Annotated in this window: 14 protein-coding genes, 2 tRNA genes and 1 riboswitch; of the genes, 4 read left to right on the top strand and 12 right to left on the bottom strand. The window is 71.6% G+C overall.

The genetic code is table 11. The features are described 5' to 3' along the window. Window positions 1-21 precede the first annotated feature (21 nt). Together trmB and IF11_RS0104390 are read left to right on the top strand one after the other, a co-directional pair. Window positions 22-834: a tRNA (guanosine(46)-N7)-methyltransferase TrmB gene (gene trmB / locus IF11_RS0104395; protein ID WP_078490457.1), complete on the top strand. Its 813-nt coding sequence runs from the start codon at window positions 22-24 to the stop codon at window positions 832-834. A 93-nt stretch (window positions 835-927) separates the two neighbouring features. Next, a complete protein-coding gene (locus IF11_RS0104390; RefSeq protein ID WP_030350058.1) occupies window positions 928-2,268 on the top strand; it encodes a PrsW family intramembrane metalloprotease in 1,341 nt (446 codons plus the stop codon). A gap of 21 nt (window positions 2,269-2,289) precedes the next feature. Here IF11_RS0104390 and IF11_RS0104385 read toward each other — a convergent pair whose 3' ends face one another. The 6 genes from IF11_RS0104385 to IF11_RS37670 form a co-directional block, all read right to left on the bottom strand. Continuing rightward, window positions 2,290-3,234 (bottom strand): aldo/keto reductase, encoded by a 945-nt coding sequence (locus IF11_RS0104385; protein WP_030350057.1) that lies wholly within the window; start codon window positions 3,232-3,234, stop codon window positions 2,290-2,292. 114 nt (window positions 3,235-3,348) lie between these two features. Beyond that, on the bottom strand, window positions 3,349-4,374 hold the full coding sequence (locus tag IF11_RS0104380) for a M23 family metallopeptidase (protein ID WP_030350056.1): 1,026 nt from the start codon (window positions 4,372-4,374) through the stop codon (window positions 3,349-3,351). Window positions 4,375-4,385: 11 nt separating this feature from the next. Then, window positions 4,386-4,539: riboswitch (cyclic di-AMP (ydaO/yuaA leader) on the bottom strand. Window positions 4,540-4,837: 298 nt separating this feature from the next. Further along, entirely contained in the window at window positions 4,838-6,094 is a 1,257-nt protein-coding gene (locus IF11_RS0104375) for a PP2C family protein-serine/threonine phosphatase (RefSeq protein WP_420894569.1), read from the bottom strand. A 162-nt stretch (window positions 6,095-6,256) separates the two neighbouring features. Beyond that, entirely contained in the window at window positions 6,257-7,003 is a 747-nt protein-coding gene (locus IF11_RS0104370) for a MerR family transcriptional regulator (RefSeq protein WP_030350054.1), read from the bottom strand. A 116-nt stretch (window positions 7,004-7,119) separates the two neighbouring features. Next, window positions 7,120-7,193 (bottom strand) — tRNA-Met (locus IF11_RS0104365). Between the two features lie 61 nt (window positions 7,194-7,254). Next, complete coding sequence (locus IF11_RS37670) at window positions 7,255-7,464, bottom strand: hypothetical protein (protein ID WP_030350053.1); 210 nt, start codon at window positions 7,462-7,464, stop codon at window positions 7,255-7,257. A gap of 65 nt (window positions 7,465-7,529) precedes the next feature. Between IF11_RS37670 and IF11_RS0104355 the strand changes: the two genes are divergently transcribed. Next, entirely contained in the window at window positions 7,530-8,195 is a 666-nt protein-coding gene (locus IF11_RS0104355) for an HAD family hydrolase (RefSeq protein ID WP_051745498.1), read from the top strand. Between the two features lie 79 nt (window positions 8,196-8,274). Here the strand turns inward: IF11_RS0104355 and IF11_RS0104350 are convergent, their stop codons facing one another. The 3 genes from IF11_RS0104350 to IF11_RS0104340 form a co-directional block, all read right to left on the bottom strand. Next, window positions 8,275-8,487, bottom strand: a complete 213-nt coding sequence (locus IF11_RS0104350; RefSeq protein ID WP_030350051.1) for a hypothetical protein — start codon at window positions 8,485-8,487, stop codon at window positions 8,275-8,277. A 110-nt stretch (window positions 8,488-8,597) separates the two neighbouring features. After that, window positions 8,598-8,756, bottom strand: a complete 159-nt coding sequence (locus tag IF11_RS40710) for a hypothetical protein (protein ID WP_157848406.1) — start codon at window positions 8,754-8,756, stop codon at window positions 8,598-8,600. 69 nt (window positions 8,757-8,825) lie between these two features. After that, window positions 8,826-9,875, bottom strand: a complete 1,050-nt coding sequence (locus IF11_RS0104340; RefSeq protein ID WP_106979103.1) for a helix-turn-helix domain-containing protein — start codon at window positions 9,873-9,875, stop codon at window positions 8,826-8,828. Between the two features lie 312 nt (window positions 9,876-10,187). Between IF11_RS0104340 and IF11_RS0104335 the strand changes: the two genes are divergently transcribed. Beyond that, complete coding sequence (locus IF11_RS0104335) at window positions 10,188-10,451, top strand: hypothetical protein (protein WP_030350049.1); 264 nt, start codon at window positions 10,188-10,190, stop codon at window positions 10,449-10,451. 157 nt (window positions 10,452-10,608) lie between these two features. Here IF11_RS0104335 and IF11_RS0104330 read toward each other — a convergent pair. From IF11_RS0104330 to IF11_RS0104320, 3 genes are all read right to left on the bottom strand, one after another. Continuing rightward, window positions 10,609-10,681: transfer RNA gene (locus IF11_RS0104330), tRNA-Lys, on the bottom strand. Between the two features lie 282 nt (window positions 10,682-10,963). Beyond that, entirely contained in the window at window positions 10,964-13,240 is a 2,277-nt protein-coding gene (locus IF11_RS0104325; RefSeq protein ID WP_030350048.1) for a DEAD/DEAH box helicase, read from the bottom strand. 275 nt (window positions 13,241-13,515) lie between these two features. Continuing rightward, window positions 13,516-14,169, bottom strand: a complete 654-nt coding sequence (locus IF11_RS0104320; RefSeq protein WP_030350047.1) for a hypothetical protein — start codon at window positions 14,167-14,169, stop codon at window positions 13,516-13,518. Window positions 14,170-14,283 lie beyond the last annotated feature (114 nt).

Genomic DNA, 14,283 nt, shown 5'->3' with positions numbered 1-14,283 from the left:
ACTGTGAGCGAGACGAACGAGATGGCCGAGAACCGCACCATGAGCCGGATGTTTCCCGAGGGCACGGGCCCCGCGGCCGACCCCGCCGGGTCCCACTTCGAGCGGCGCATCCGCAGCTTCCAGCCACGCCGGAGCCGGGTCACCACCGGCCAGGCCGAGGCGCTGCGGCGGATGTGGGCCGACTGGGGCACGGACATCGACGGGCAGCGGATTCTCGATCCGGACGCGATGTTCGGCGGGCTGCCGGTCGTCCTAGAGATCGGTTTCGGGATGGGCGAGGCCACGGCGCGCATGGCCGCCGACGACCCGGGCACCGGCATCCTCGCCGTCGATGTGCACACCCCCGGCCAGGGAAATCTGCTCCGGCTCGCGGAGGAGCACGGTCTGACCAATATCCGGGTGGCCAACGGCGACGCGATCATCCTGCTCAGGGAGATGCTGCCGGCCGAGTCCCTCGCCGGGCTGCGGATCTACTTCCCCGACCCCTGGCCCAAGAAGCGGCATCACAAGCGGCGGCTGATCCAGCCGGAGTTCCTCACGCTGGCCGCGGGCCGGCTGAAGCCGGGGGCCGTACTGCACTGCGCGACCGACTGGGAGCCGTACGCCGAGCAGATGCTCGCGGAGCTGACCGCGCACCCGGGCTTCGAGAACACCCAGCGGGAGGGCGGTTACGCGCCACGGCCGGCCTTCCGTCCGCTGACCCGGTTCGAGGGCCAGGGGCTCGACAAGGGGCATGTCGTGCGCGACCTGCTGTTCCGCCGGGTGCAGGAGTTCCAGCTCCGGGCAGCTGAAGGCGACGTGGCGGAAGACCCTTCCGTCACCGGACCCGCGTAACCCGACCCAACCGGGCCCGACCCGGCCCGCGTAACCCGAGGTAGTGGCCCGGCACCATCGCCAGGTGTCAGTGCCCCTCGTTAGGGTCGTCGGGTGTCAGAACCGTCCCCGCAGCCACTCGCTCCGCGTCCGGCGATCCCCGTCTACGAGCATCAGCAGCAGCTCGGTGAGCTGTGGGCCGCCGTGCCGGAGCCCGCCCGCAGGCGCTACCGGCCGCGCCGCGCTTTCTGGCGCCGCCGTGCGGTGCGGGTGGCGGCCGTGATCACGGTGCTCGCCCTCTGCGCGCTGGTGATCCTCGCCCTCGTCCGGGACCAGACCGGCACGCAGGGCTTCCTGGTGGGCCTCGGGCTGGCCGTCCTGCCCGTACCGCTGCTCATCACGGCCTTCCGCTGGCTGGACCGGGTGGAGCCGGGCCCCTGGCGGAATCTGCTCTTCGCCCTGGCGTGGGGCGCCTTCGCCGCCGCCCTCGTCGCGATCATCGCGAACTCGTTCGCGACCGAATGGATAGCCACCGCCACCGCCGACCCGGCGGGCGCGGAATCCCTCGGTGCCACGGTGATAGCCCCCGTCGTGGAGGAGAGCGCCAAGGCCGCGGCGATCCTGCTGATCTTCCTGTTCCGCAGAAGGGCCTTCACCGGACTCGTCGACGGCGTCGTGATCGCGGGGTTCACCGCCACCGGCTTCGCCTTCACCGAGAACATCCTCTATCTCGGCAGCGCCTTCGGCGAGGACCAGCATCTGGGCAACTCCGGCCTGGCCTCCGTCACGGCCGCGACCTTCTTCGTACGGGTCGTCATGTCGCCGTTCGCCCATCCGCTCTTCACCGTGCTCACCGGCATCGGCTTCGGACTGGCGGCGATGGCGGCCCGCCGGCAGAGGATCCGCCGCTTCGTCCTGCCCCTGCTCGGTCTGGCCCTGGCGATGGGCCTGCACGCGCTGTGGAACGGATCGGGGGCGCTCTTCGGCCCGTACGGCTTCTATGTGGTGTACGGGGTGTTCATGGTTCCGCTCTTCGCCCTGCTGACCTGGCTGGTGATCTGGAGCCGTCAGCGCGAGCTGCGTACGGTCGGGTCCGAGCTCCCCGCGTACGCCGCCGCCGGCTGGCTGACCCCGGCCGCGCCCCTCGCGCTCTCCTCCATGCGGGCGCGCACGATGGCGCGTAACTTCGCGGGCCGTACGTACGGCCCGCAGGCGGCCAGATCGGTCGGGGAGTACGAGGCGTTCGCCACGTCCCTGGCGTTTCTGCGCCACCGGGCCCACCGCGGCGCGGTGGCCCCGGACTTCATCGAGCGCGAGCAGGAGCTGCTGCACCATCTGTGGCAGCGCCGGGAGATAGCCGGGCCCGCGCTGACCTATGCGGCGCGGGCCACGGGCCGGGTGCGGGTGCCGCCGCCGTATATCGACTACGACGGCTACAACCCGTACCGCCAATGACAAACCTGTGCGACGAGGGCCTCAGGCGGACGCCGTCGTGAGCTCCGCCAGCTCCTCCGCCGACAGCTTCAGCTCGGCGCCCGCCAGCAGCGCGGGCAGCTGCTCGACCGTCCGCGCGGACGCCAGCGGCGCGACGACGGTCGGCTGCGCCGCCAGCCAGGCCAGCGCGACGGACGCGATCGCGGCGCCCCGCGCCCCGGCGATCCGGTCCAGCGCGGTCAGCACCTTGACGCCCCGCTCGGACTCCAGATACGTGGCCGCGCGGCCGGCCCGCGCGCTGTCGACCGTGGTGCCGGGACGGTACTTGCCGGTCAGGAAGCCCGAGGCGAGCGCGAAGTACGGCACGGCCGAGAGCCCATGGGCGGCCACGGTGTCCTGGAGCTCGCCCTCGTAGGTGTCCCGGGAGACCAGGTTGTAGTGCGGCTGGAGCGCCGCGTAGCGGGCCAGCCCCTCGCGCTCCGAGAAGGCGAGCGAGGCGGCCAGCCGCTCCGCGCTGATGTTGGAGGCGCCGATCGCGCGGACCTTGCCCGCCTTCACCAGCTGGTCGAGGGCGGTGATGATCTCCTCGACCGGGACCTCGGGGTCGTCGAAGTGCGTGTAGTAGAGGTCGATGTGGTCCGTACGGAGCCGGCGCAGCGACTCCTCGGCACCGGCCTTGATGGTGGCCGCCCGGAGCCCCTTGTACCGCGGGTGCCCGCCGACCTTGGTCGCGACCAGCACGTCGGAGCGATTGCCGCGCGAGGCGAGCCAGTTGCCGATGACGGTCTCGGATTCACCGCCCTGGTGGCCCGGCACCCACGCGGAGTACAAGTCGGCGGTGTCGATGAAGTTCCCGCCCGCGGCGGCGTACGCGTCGAGGACGGCGAAGGAGGCCGTCTCGTCGGCGGTCCAGCCGAAGACATTGCCGCCGAGGGCGAGCGGGAAGACATTCAGGACGGAAGAGCCCAATGGGCGCAGAGCGGTCATAGGCGGCTGCAACCCCGGAGAGGGGACGCCCTATTCCGGCTCCGCGCCCTTTTGTGGGCCATACGGGGGATACCCGCGGGGAAGGTCCACGGGCGAGGGTCTACGGGCGAAGGTCTACGGGGTGAGGCCCTTGCCGCGCAGCCAGCTCATCGGGTCGACGCCCGTGCCGCCCGCCGTGTGGACTTCGAGGTGCAGATGGGCGCCGGTCACATTGCCGGTCGCGCCGACCCGGCCGATGACCTCGCCGGTGGTCACCTTCTGCCCGGCGCTCACGGTGATCGAGGACTGGTGGGCGTACCAGATCTCCGTGCCGTCATCGAGCTCCAGGACCGTGCGGTATCCGTACGAGCCCGACCAGCCGGCCGACTTGACCGTGCCGCTGTGCACGGCCTTGAGCGGGGTGCCCGTCGGCGCGGCGAAGTCCAGGCCGGTGTGGTAACCGGAGGACCACAGCGAGCCGGACTGACCGAAGGTCGAGGTGATCGTGTACGAGGAGGTGGGGATCGCGTAGCTGGCGGCGAGCTTGGCCAGCCGCTCCTTCTCCGCCTTGGCCTTGGCCTCCGCCTCGGCCTTCTTCTTCGCCTCTTCGATCTTCTTCTCGGCGTCGGTCTGCTGCTTCTTGGCCTCGGCCGCGGCCTTCTCGGCCGCCGCCGACTCCGCAGCGGCCTTCTGCGCCGCGTCGGCCCCGGTCTGCTGCGCCTCGGCCTGCTGGAGGATACGGGCGCGCAGCGCCTCTCCCGCGTCGGTGGCGCCCTGTTCGGCGTCGGCGGCCGTGAGCCCGGCGGTGGTGAGCGGGGCGGCGAGCGTTTCGGGCTCGCTGTCGTCCGAGGCGAGGGAGCCCATTCCCGGCAGCGACTTGGCGTCCGGGAGATTGTCCGTGATCGCGTCGGGCAGGGATATGGAGACCGCGGGCTTGTCCTGCGCGGTGGCGATGCCGCCCGCGCCGACGGCGGCGATGACGCCGACGCCGAGGACAGTGGAGCTACGGGCCAGTCCGCGCTGCTTGGCGACGCGGTGCCGGCCGCGTACGGGCCGTATGGACTCCTCGGTGGGATTCCATTCCCCCCATACCCTGTCCGGCTCGTCGCCGTGGGAGCGCGTTTCGAAGAGGGCTTCGGGGGCAGGCTTGTTGGACGCCACTGAGGCGTGCTCCTTTCCTTCCTTCTCGCCTACCGGGTTAGCTGACGGGTTCGGAGCAGGAAGGTCTCCTACGGGCGCTCCTGCCGCACAGGGCAGCAAAAGACACCCGATTCACCCCAATTGGTGGTTCCCCGGTTCCCTCGCGGGATTCGGCGCGTGCGCACGGTGCCATCTCTTACGACGGCTGGGACGACCGCGCTGCGTTATCGAACGTTAATAGAGACCCGGGCCTTATTCCAAGCTGTTCCGGATGATCGTTAACGACTTCGCATCGGACGTACCGGGACGCAAGGGAACACAATCGGGCGAGTTGAGGGCCCGTCAGGACAGCTCGCCTTTCTGACGGTGTGTCAAATGTTATGCGGAGGGATACCTCTCGATTACATACAGTGGCGAGGGCTCCGCGCCGGGCGATTCAGGTGACGACGGCCACGGTGAGACGGCCATGGTCATGACGGCCGGCTCACGGCACGACGGGCATGGTCCTGCGCCGCTCCGGCTCGCCTTCCAGGGGCCGGCTGACCGCCAGCAGCGCCATGTCGTCCTGGCTCCCGCCGCCCGTATGCCGCCGCACGTCGTCGATGAGCGCCTGGAGCATCTCGTCGGGCCCCTGGAAGACCCGTCCGTTGAGCCGCTCGCGCGGGACGTAGAAGACCCCGTGGGCATCACGTGCCTCGGTGAGCCCGTCCGTGTAGAAGAGCAGCGTCGCGCCGTCCGGATACAGAGCCTGCTCCGCGCGGTCCGGCCACGCGCCCAGTTCGCTCATCCCGAGCGGCAGCGCGGGATCGCTCGGGACGAGCATCCGCACCTCGCCGTCGCCGCACATCAGCAGCGGCTCGGGATGGCCCCGGTTGACCAGCCGCACCACACCGTCGTCGTGCGGGATCTCCGCGAGCACTGCCGTGGTGAACCCCTCGAAGACATCGAGCCCGTCCCGCCGCGTCCCCTCGCGTCTGAGCGCGCGCTCCAGCCGCTGCGCGACCCCCTCCAGCGAACTCTCCTGCTCGGCGGCCTCCCGGAAGGAGCCGATGACCACCGCCACCGCTTCGACCGCGTCAAGACCCTTCCCCCGCACGTCCCCGACCACCAGCCGCACCCCGTACGGCGTGTCCTGTACGGCGAAGAGGTCCCCGCCGATGAACGCGCCCTCCTGTGCCGCCTCGTACCGCGCGGCGATCCGCAGCCCGCCGATCCGCTCGGCGGGTCTGGGCAGCACCGCGCGCTGGGCGGTCTCGGCGATGATGCGGGCGGAGGCCAGCCGCTCACCGCTGCGCCGTACGACGCCGTTGATGTACAGCGCGAGCAGCGAGACGACCACCACCGTCAGCACCTCACTGATCGACTCCACCTGGAACTGCGTGCCCGTGCTGATATGCAGCCCCACCTCGGCGGTCAGCGAGGCGATGGCGATCGTGAGCGTGCCGAGCATCGGATAGAACGGAGCGGCGACCAGCGGAGCGGCGGCGAAGAGCGGGGACGCGGTGATGCGCGTCGGGGTCAGGACGTCGAAGACCACCCCGGCGATGATCACCAGCACGGGCAGCACCCGCACCAGTCTGCGGCCGGTACGGCCACGTCCGCCGGGGTACCGGCCGCCGCCGCCGACGTTGTCGCCGACCGCCCAGAACCCCGTTCCGCCATCGGGCCAGAGACCGGCGTCCTCAGTCGCCCGCCGGCCCCTGCCGCCGATGCCCTTTCCGAGCTTCCTCAGTTTCCACACCAGTGGTCTCCTGCCCGGTCCGCCGACTGCTGCGGACGGTGCCGCGCTCCACCAGGCTGGCCGCTGCCCTCCCGGGCGGCGACTCGCCGACGGCCGAGTGGGCTACAGCGAGGGGACCCGCCGGCCGGAGCTCCGGGGAGCCGGGGGGGCCGACGGACCCGGTCAGTCGGTCAGGTGGCGCTCGGCGTACACCTTCATGGCATCCCGCACGAGCGCAGCCGTACCTTCACCGTACTGGTCATAGGTCGCGGCGAAGCGCGCGTCATCGACATACATCGCCGTCACGCCGATGACATACGACCTGGTGGGCTCGACCGTGACGGACAGCCAGTCGCAGTGACGCCGGGCGACGGCCTGCGCCTCGTCGCTGTCGGCGGCGAGCCCGGCCGCGGCCACGCTCCCCCAGTCCCGGGCGATGCCCTCGTGCTGGTCCTTGAAGCCCCGCCGCTCCTCCTCGCTGAGCGACCGCCACCAGCGGTCGCCCTTCTCGTAGGCGTCCCGGCCCCACCGCTGGGTCACCTCTTCCTCGTACCGCGTGTGATCGAAGCCGTCGAGTACGTCCTCGGCCATGAGTTCCTCTCCCTTCGCCGTCTTATGGAGAGTGGTCCGCACCGAGACGATCAGCCGCCCGATGCGCTCGCGCTCCTGCTCCAGCAGCTTCAGATGGCCGCGCAGGGCGGCGGCCGTGTCCTGCTGGCCGTCGAGGACCCGCGCGATCGCCGGCAGCCCGAGCCCCAGCTCCCGCAGCAGCAGAATCCGCTGGAGCCGGACCAGGGCGTCCTGCCCGTAGTAGCGATAGCCGTTGCTGCCGGTACGGCTGGGCTCAAGCAGCCCCAGCTCGCCGTAGTGCCTGAGCGTGCGGCTCGTCGTGCCCGCTTTCTTCGCGATTTCCTGGATCGACCACTCCATGGCTTTCACGGTAGAACTTGACGTTACGTAAAGGTCAAGCCCTCACCGGGCCAGGGGTCGGCGGACACGACGAAGGCCCGGATTCACCAGGAATCCGGGCCTTCGTTTTCTTCCAGTAGCGGGGACAGGATTTGAACCTGCGACCTCTGGGTTATGAGCCCAGCGAGCTACCGAGCTGCTCCACCCCGCGCCGTTGAATGCAACTCTACGCCATCCGGAGCAAGATCATCACCACTCCGCGCACGGACGGCCTAGGCGGCCTCGACGACATCCGCGTGGACCGCGGCGGCCCACTCCACCAGAAGCCGCTGGTAGCGCTCCTGCTCGGCGGGCGGCAGCGCGCCACCGGCGCGCGCCCACAGGGCACGGATCTCCGCGTTGACGACAGCGGCGGACCTGACAGCGCGTAACGAGTCGCCGTCACCGGAGGCGGGCGAAGAAGTGGACGAGGAAGCGAACATAGGAGCAAGGCTACGGCCAGCCACTGACAATCGGCAGAGCGTGTCCCCCTACGCTTACACCGGTGATTGAAACCATCGTGTTCGACGTCGGCGAGACCCTCGTCCGCGACGACCGCTACTGGGCGTCCTGGGCCGACTGGCTGGGCATTCCCCGGCACACCATCTCCGCGCTCGTCGGCGCCGCCACCGTCCAGAACCGGGACAACGCCGACGCCCTCCGCCTCATCAAGCCCGGCATGGACGTCGGCGAGGCGTACCGCGCCAGGGAGGCCGCCGGCCGCGGCGACCATCTCGACGAGTCCGATCTCTATCCCGATGTACGGCCCGCCCTGGCGAGCCTCCGGGCCCTGGGCATCCGCGTCGTCCTCGCGGGCAACCAGACCGTCAGGACCGGGGAGCTGCTGCGCGGCCTCGATCTGCCCGTCGATCTCATCGCCACCTCGGGCGAGTGGGGGGTCGAGAAGCCGTCGCCGGAGTTCTTCGCGCGTGTCATCGAGGCGTCCGGGGCGGCGCCCGACAGGACGGTGTACGTGGGCGACCACCCCGCGTACGACCTGTTCCCGGCCCGGGAGGCGGGGCTGCGCGCCGCCCATCTGCGGCGCGGGCCGTGGGGCTATCTGTGGGCGGACGACCCGGAGGTGATCGAGGCGGCGGACTGGCGGATCGACAACCTGACGCAGCTCGCCGCGATCGCGGCGGAGCAGCGGGAACGGGCGGACCAACAGGGCTGACGGGGCGGGGCGGGACTGACGGGGCTTACGGAGCGGGGCGGGGCGGGGCGGGCCCACGTACGCACCTCACCACGCCGGCTCACACCACGCTGTACTCGTGCGCGGGGCCGCCCTGCCACTCCACCCAAGTCGGGTCGTCCAGCAGTTCCCAGGCGTCCGGCAGCCCCGCCAGCCGCAGGAATTCGATCAGATGGTCGTCGGAGTGGGCGAGCCCCATGATCCGCCCACGGACCGTGACCCGCCGCCCGCCTGTCCCTGACGCCCGGTGGACGACGATCGGTGCATCACTCATAGGCCCAAGAGTGCGTCGATCTCGCCCCATCCGCAGCCTCTGGGACCCGGATCTTTTCCGCACGGGCTGTCGCCTGGATCACACCCGGGCGTGCCAGGTCCCTGCCGGTCTCAGCGGAGGAGGACGAAGACCTCGTCGATCGCGGCGCGCGTCCGGTCCGTATCGTCGTCGGTCACGGCGGCCGAGACGAACCAGCGGGCGAGTCCGTGCGCGTCGCGCCGACCCCCCGCACCGCGCACGGCGAGTTCCGGGGAACGTTGTTCGCGCATGGCGCGACGCCCCTCCTTACTCCGCTCTCCACGAATGGCCCGGCGTGGGAGGCATCCGCCGATGCCTGATTACGCCTCGGCGAGCCGGATGGCGTACCGGATGCCCTGCAGTTCCCTCCGTGCCCGCGCCGACAGTTCCCGGTCGTCGAGCAGCGCCGGCAGACATGCGCTCAGCGCGCTCCCGGCCTGGCCCCCGGGCCGCAGCAGATTCGGCCGGGTGGCCAGCAGCGCCCACAGGGTGTGGACATTGAGGTCGAAGAACCCGTGACGCGGCGTCAGCCCCCGTACGAGGTGATGCATCAGCTTGTCGCCCGGCCAGCGGCCCGGGGTGCGGGCGGCGATGAAGTCGTCCGACAGATGGATGTGCGGTTCCTCGCCGATCCAGTACGCCCAGTAGTTCAGATTGGCGGCCTCGCCCGCGTCGTCGTCGACGAGGGCGCTGTCGATGAAGTGGCGCATCCGGTCCCGGTCACCCTGCCGGGCGGCGACAGCCGCCACCGAACGGGAGTTGAGCCAGCCCGACAGCCAGTCGTCGGGCCGTACGGTGCGCTGCTGGCGGGCCAGCCAGCCCGGGGTGTCGGCCCGGTCGTCGTAGCCGGCCAGATACAGGGCCTGACGCCGCAGCAGAAAGCTCTCCGCCCCACGGGCCCGCTCGGCCGTGCGCCGCATCTCCGAGAAGAAGCGGCGACGGTCCGCGGCCGCCAGCTCGGGCCCGCGGGGCACCGGCCCCCGCCGGGGGCGCGGCGGCTCGGGCAGCGCGCTCAGATACGTCGGAGCGACCCCGTTGAGGGGCCAGGCGAGCACCTCGACCAGATCCCGCCGCATGACGCACGCGCCCAGCGGACTGGCCTCGTACCAGGAACCGCCGTCCAGCGCGCCGGCGAGCAGGACATCCGCCTCCATGGCGCGCTCCAGGGCCAGCAGCAGCGCGGGGACGGTGCCCAGCCGCATCAGCCGGTGGCTGTACACGAACAACTGCCCGACGGGTACGGCGGTCAGCGCCCGCCGCCCCGACTCCCACCCGGAGACGGTGTCGGCCGACACCCGGAACTGCTCGGCCAGGGCCTCCTGAGTGAGCCCCAGCTGCTCACGGATGATCCGGAAGACATAGCCGGACACGATCCCCGCACGGGCCCTCGGCCCGCTTTCCCGACCGCAGGTCAGGGTGAACCGCGGAACGTTCGGCACGGGGCCCCCAATCGCACGCGGACCGCGGCCGGCTACCCGTACCCGTGGTCACTTCAAGCGGTGATCTCCGCGTCCCTACTGTCATGAGCCCAGTAATGGACGGGCAACTCAGCGTAGCGGGAAGGGTGTCATGGTGATTGCCGTGGCATCGCCCCGGCCCCGTGGGTACGGCGCGGAAGCCACACCTACGGATGACGCGGCAACCCGAGCGACGACGGACGGACACGAAGTGGAAGCGGCCCAGTGACGCCGAAGGTGCCCGCCTATACGGCACCGGCGTGCCGTATCGACGAACACGCGGAGTGCCACGGCCCGGGCGAGACCCGGCTCCCCTGGCAGTCGCGCACGGGCCCGGCGATCGAAACGCTGCGCTGCGACTGCCCCTGCCACACCACGCCCCAACCCCACCTCAACGCGCCCCCGGCCCCGGCCTCGGCCTCGGCCCGCATCCCGGCCCAGGCGCCGGCGCCGGCGCCGGAAGGATTCCTGACCTGGGCAGAGGCGTAGGCGGGGTCGGAACTCGAACCCACAACCACCCGTCGAGGACCGTCCGTTCACGTATCGCTCACGCATGAGGGTCGAGACGACGGAGCGCCCCTGCCGGTCGGGGACGGGCGGGGCGCTCAGGTGCGGGACAGTAGGGGATTCCCCTGCCTGCGGGCGGTAGGCCGTGTGGGACTCGAACCCACAACCAACGGATTAAAAGTCCGCTGCTCTGCCAATTGAGCTAACGGCCCTCGGCACAACACACACGAGCATAGCCCGCCGTCGGCCCTGCGCCGATCGGGTATGCCGTCGTGGGTATGTCGCGCGTCGGCGCGGGTGTCTGCGCGGTTCGCGGGGGAGGTGTCGGCAGGGTGGCCCAGGGCGGTTTTCGTGGGCGGAGTCGGACGGGGGTGTCCGTCCCCTCGGGCCCTCGGAGCCTCGGACGCGGGCAGGGCCCGAGCCCCACCTCGGGGGTGGGGCACGGGCCCTGGTGACGCGTCAGCCGGGACGGACCGGAGTCCGGTCACCGGCGGTCAGCCGTTGCGCTTCCAGCGCGGCTTGTCGTCGCGGCGGCCGAAGGAGCCGGTACCGGTGCCCGTCGTGCCGCCGCGGTGGTCGTCACGGCGGGTGGACGGACGGTCGTGGCCGCCGGGGCGGAAGCCGCTCGACGGGCGGTCGTCGCGGCGGTCGCGGTTGAACGGGCGGTCGCTGGCCCGGTGGTCACGGCGCTCGAAGGAGCGGCCACCACGGTCGTCACGGCGCTCGCCACCGCGGTCATCCCGACGGTCGCGGTTGAAACCGCCACGCTCGCCGCCCCGCTCGCCACCACGGTCGTCACGGCGCTGGAAACCGCCCCGGTCGTCACGACGGTCACGGTTGAAGCCACCGCGCTCGCCACCACGGTCGTCACGGCGCTGGAAGCCACCGCGGTCACCGCCACGGTCGCCGCCGCGGTCGTCCCGGCGCTCGTCCCGGCGGAAGCCGCCACGGTCGCCACCGCGGTCGTCGCGACGCTGGAACCCACCGCGGTCACCGCCGCGGTCCGCGCCGCGCTCGGCACCGCGGTCGTCACGCGGGGTGTAGCCCCGCGCGCCGCCCCGGCCACTGCGCTCGCCGCGGTCGTCGCGCCGCCCGAAGTTGCCACGGTCGTCGCGGCTGTCCCTGCGCTCCTCACGCTGCGCCGGTACGGCGGCGGCAGCGGCAGCCGCCTCCTCCACCGCGCGCTCGGCCTCGGCGGCCACCTCGGCCACCGCCGCCTCCGGGTCGTCGCCCCGCTCGCGCGCCGCACGGGCGACCAGGCGCCCGGCCTCCTCGCGCAGTTCGGCGGCGCGGCGCTGGACGCGCTCCAGCTGCTTGGCCAGCTCCGCGGCCTCGCGCTCGGCCTGCTTGGCCGCGTTGTTCGCCGAGTCGGCCTGGACCTCGGTGAGCGAACGCGCGCCGGTGATCTCGGCGACCTCCGGGTCGAACGCGCCGGCTCCGCCGACCATGTGGCGCGAGGCGTCCACGCCCGCGTCCTCCATCAGCCGGAAGATCTGACGGCGCTGGTGCGGCAGCGCCAGCGAGACGACGACACCGGACTTGCCGGCCCGCGCCGTACGGCCCGAGCGGTGCAGATAGTCCTTGTGGTCGCCGGCCGGGTCCACGTTCAGCACCAGGTCGATGCCGTCCACGTGGATACCGCGCGCGGCGACGTCGGTGGCGACCAGCGCGTTGACGTAACCGTCCTTGAAGTCGGCCAGCGTCCGGGTCCGCGCGCCCTGCGTCATACCGCCGTGCAGCGCGTCGGCCTTCACGCCCGAGTCGCGCAGCTGCTCGGCGATACGGTCGGCGCCCAGCTGCGTACGTACGAAGATGATCGTGCGGCCCTTGCGGGCGGCGATCGCCGCGGTGACCGGGGCCTTGTCCTTCGGCTTCACGACGAGCACGTGGTGCGTCATGGTCGTGACATTGCCCTGGGCGCTGTCGACCTCGTGGCTGACCGGGTTGGACAGATAGCGCTTGACCAGCGTGCTGATCTCGTTCTCCATGGTGGCGGAGAAGAGCATGCGCTGACCGCCCGCGGGCACCAGGTCGAGCAGCTCGGTGACCTCGGGCATGAAGCCCAGGTCCGACATCTGGTCGGCCTCGTCGAGGATCGCGATCTGGATCTGATCCAGCGAGCAGGCGCCGCGGTTGATGATGTCGCGCAGCCGGCCCGGGGTGGCGACGAGGATGTCGACGCCGCGCTCCAGCGCGTAGATCTGGTTGCCCATCGACGTACCGCCGCAGACGACCTTCATCTTCAGGCCGAGCACATCGCCGTACGGCTGGAGGGCGTCCGCGACCTGCATCGCCAGCTCGCGGGTCGGGGTGAGGATGACGCCGCGGGGCTTCTTCTTCTCGGTGTGGCCGCCGGCGAGCGTGGCCAGCAGCGGCAGACCGAAGGAGAGGGTCTTGCCGGAGCCGGTACGGCCACGGCCGAGGATGTCCTTGCCGGCCAGGGCGTCCGGGATGGTCGCGGCCTGGATCGGGAAGGGGGCGGTGACGCCGTTCTGGGTGAGCTTGCGGACGATGCCGTCCGGGAGGCCCAGGTCGCCGAAGGTGAGACCGGGGGTCTCGTCGGCGTCTGACGCCTCGTCGGACTCGTCGACCTCGGAGGTCTCGGAGATCTCGGAGATCTCGGTGGCCTCAGGGGCCTCGGTCGCCGTCTCGGGGGCCACAACGGCCTCCGCGCTCTCCACGATCTCAACGGTCTCGGCGGTCACATCGGTGACCGTCTCGGGGGACTCGTTCTCGGGCATGACGGCGTGGTCAGTACTGGAAATGGACATGCGAAATGCGAAACCTTCCGGAGTCTCGGCACGCGCCCAAACTCCGTGATTCGCAAATCGACCGCCTCAATGCGGTCAGCCACGGCAAGGGAGAGTACGCGCCACGCGGCGCTCTTCTGTGTCGGCGCCGGGCAATGATCAAACGATCTACTACCATACGCACCCTCCCCCCTCTTAGGCAAACCAGTGGGTAAACCCGTCGGCAGACCCGGCAGAGACCGGGCACGGACCGCCCCCGCGACCACCTCCGCGACCGCCTCCGCCGGTGACCCCCGTCACACCGGCCCGAGTTGCGGCGACGCCATCGGCTCCTTCCGCATCCCCGTCCCGTCGGCGGCCGACATCGCGCCCGTACGGACGTCCGCCGCCGGTGACGCGGACGGCTGCTCCGGCGGCTTCGTCGGCTCCGGCTCGGGCTGCGGTTCCGGATCCGGACCCGGGGGCCCCGGCGGCGGGGAGGCCGGCGGCGCGGGGCGCGTGGGCTCCTTGGGCGGTACGTGCCCGTCCCCCGGCGGGACCGGCTCCCCGGGCTGCGGACGCGTGCCCTTCGAGGGCTCGGGCGAGGGCGTGACGGCGGAACTGGCGCTCGGCGAAGCGCCGTTGCCGCCCGTGCCGCCCATGTCGCCCGGCTCGTCCGTGCCCTTGCCGTAGCCCTTCCCGTCCCGGCCCTCCTTCCCCCGGCCGTCCGCGCCGGCCCGCTCCTCGCCGCCGTCTTCCGTACGGCCCTGCCAGGCATGGGGCTCACCGGCCCCGGCGCCCTCGCCCGTGAGGCCGTCGGGCTCGGCCGCGGCGCCCTGGTCCTCCGCCGACCGCGAGGGCGCCGGCTTTCCTTCGTCCTCGCCGACGCTCATGCAGCCGGTGGAGGCCGCGACCGCCAGTGACGTGACGATCCAGACGGCGAAACGGCCTGGGGCGGACAACTGGCGCACGAGTGGCACCTCCGGGGGGCGCGATACGGGTCTCCCCGCCGGCGGCGAGGGAAGGGTTTCCCTGCTCAACTTCCTTTTCCCCGCCGGGGACACGCCCGGGACTCATCCCGCACC

The sequence above is a fragment of the Streptomyces scopuliridis RB72 genome, assembly GCF_000718095.1.
Lineage (GTDB): Bacteria > Actinomycetota > Actinomycetes > Streptomycetales > Streptomycetaceae > Streptomyces > Streptomyces scopuliridis.
This window is presented reverse-complemented; position numbering and strand designations above follow the sequence as displayed.

Bases quoted from the DNA above. Each gene is read 5' to 3' on its own strand.
- IF11_RS0104385 (WP_030350057.1), bottom strand. From the start codon at position 3,234: ATGACCGCTCTGCGCCCATTGGGCTCTTCCGTCCTGAATGTCTTCCCG.
- IF11_RS40710 (WP_157848406.1), bottom strand. From the start codon at position 8,756: ATGCGCGAACAACGTTCCCCGGAACTCGCCGTGCGCGGTGCGGGGGGT.
- IF11_RS0104350 (WP_030350051.1), bottom strand. From the start codon at position 8,487: ATGAGTGATGCACCGATCGTCGTCCACCGGGCGTCAGGGACAGGCGGG.
- trmB (WP_078490457.1), top strand. From the start codon at position 22: ATGGCCGAGAACCGCACCATGAGCCGGATGTTTCCCGAGGGCACGGGC.
- IF11_RS0104325 (WP_030350048.1), bottom strand. From the start codon at position 13,240: ATGTCCATTTCCAGTACTGACCACGCCGTCATGCCCGAGAACGAGTCC.
- IF11_RS0104370 (WP_030350054.1), bottom strand. From the start codon at position 7,003: ATGGAGTGGTCGATCCAGGAAATCGCGAAGAAAGCGGGCACGACGAGC.
- IF11_RS37670 (WP_030350053.1), bottom strand. From the start codon at position 7,464: ATGTTCGCTTCCTCGTCCACTTCTTCGCCCGCCTCCGGTGACGGCGAC.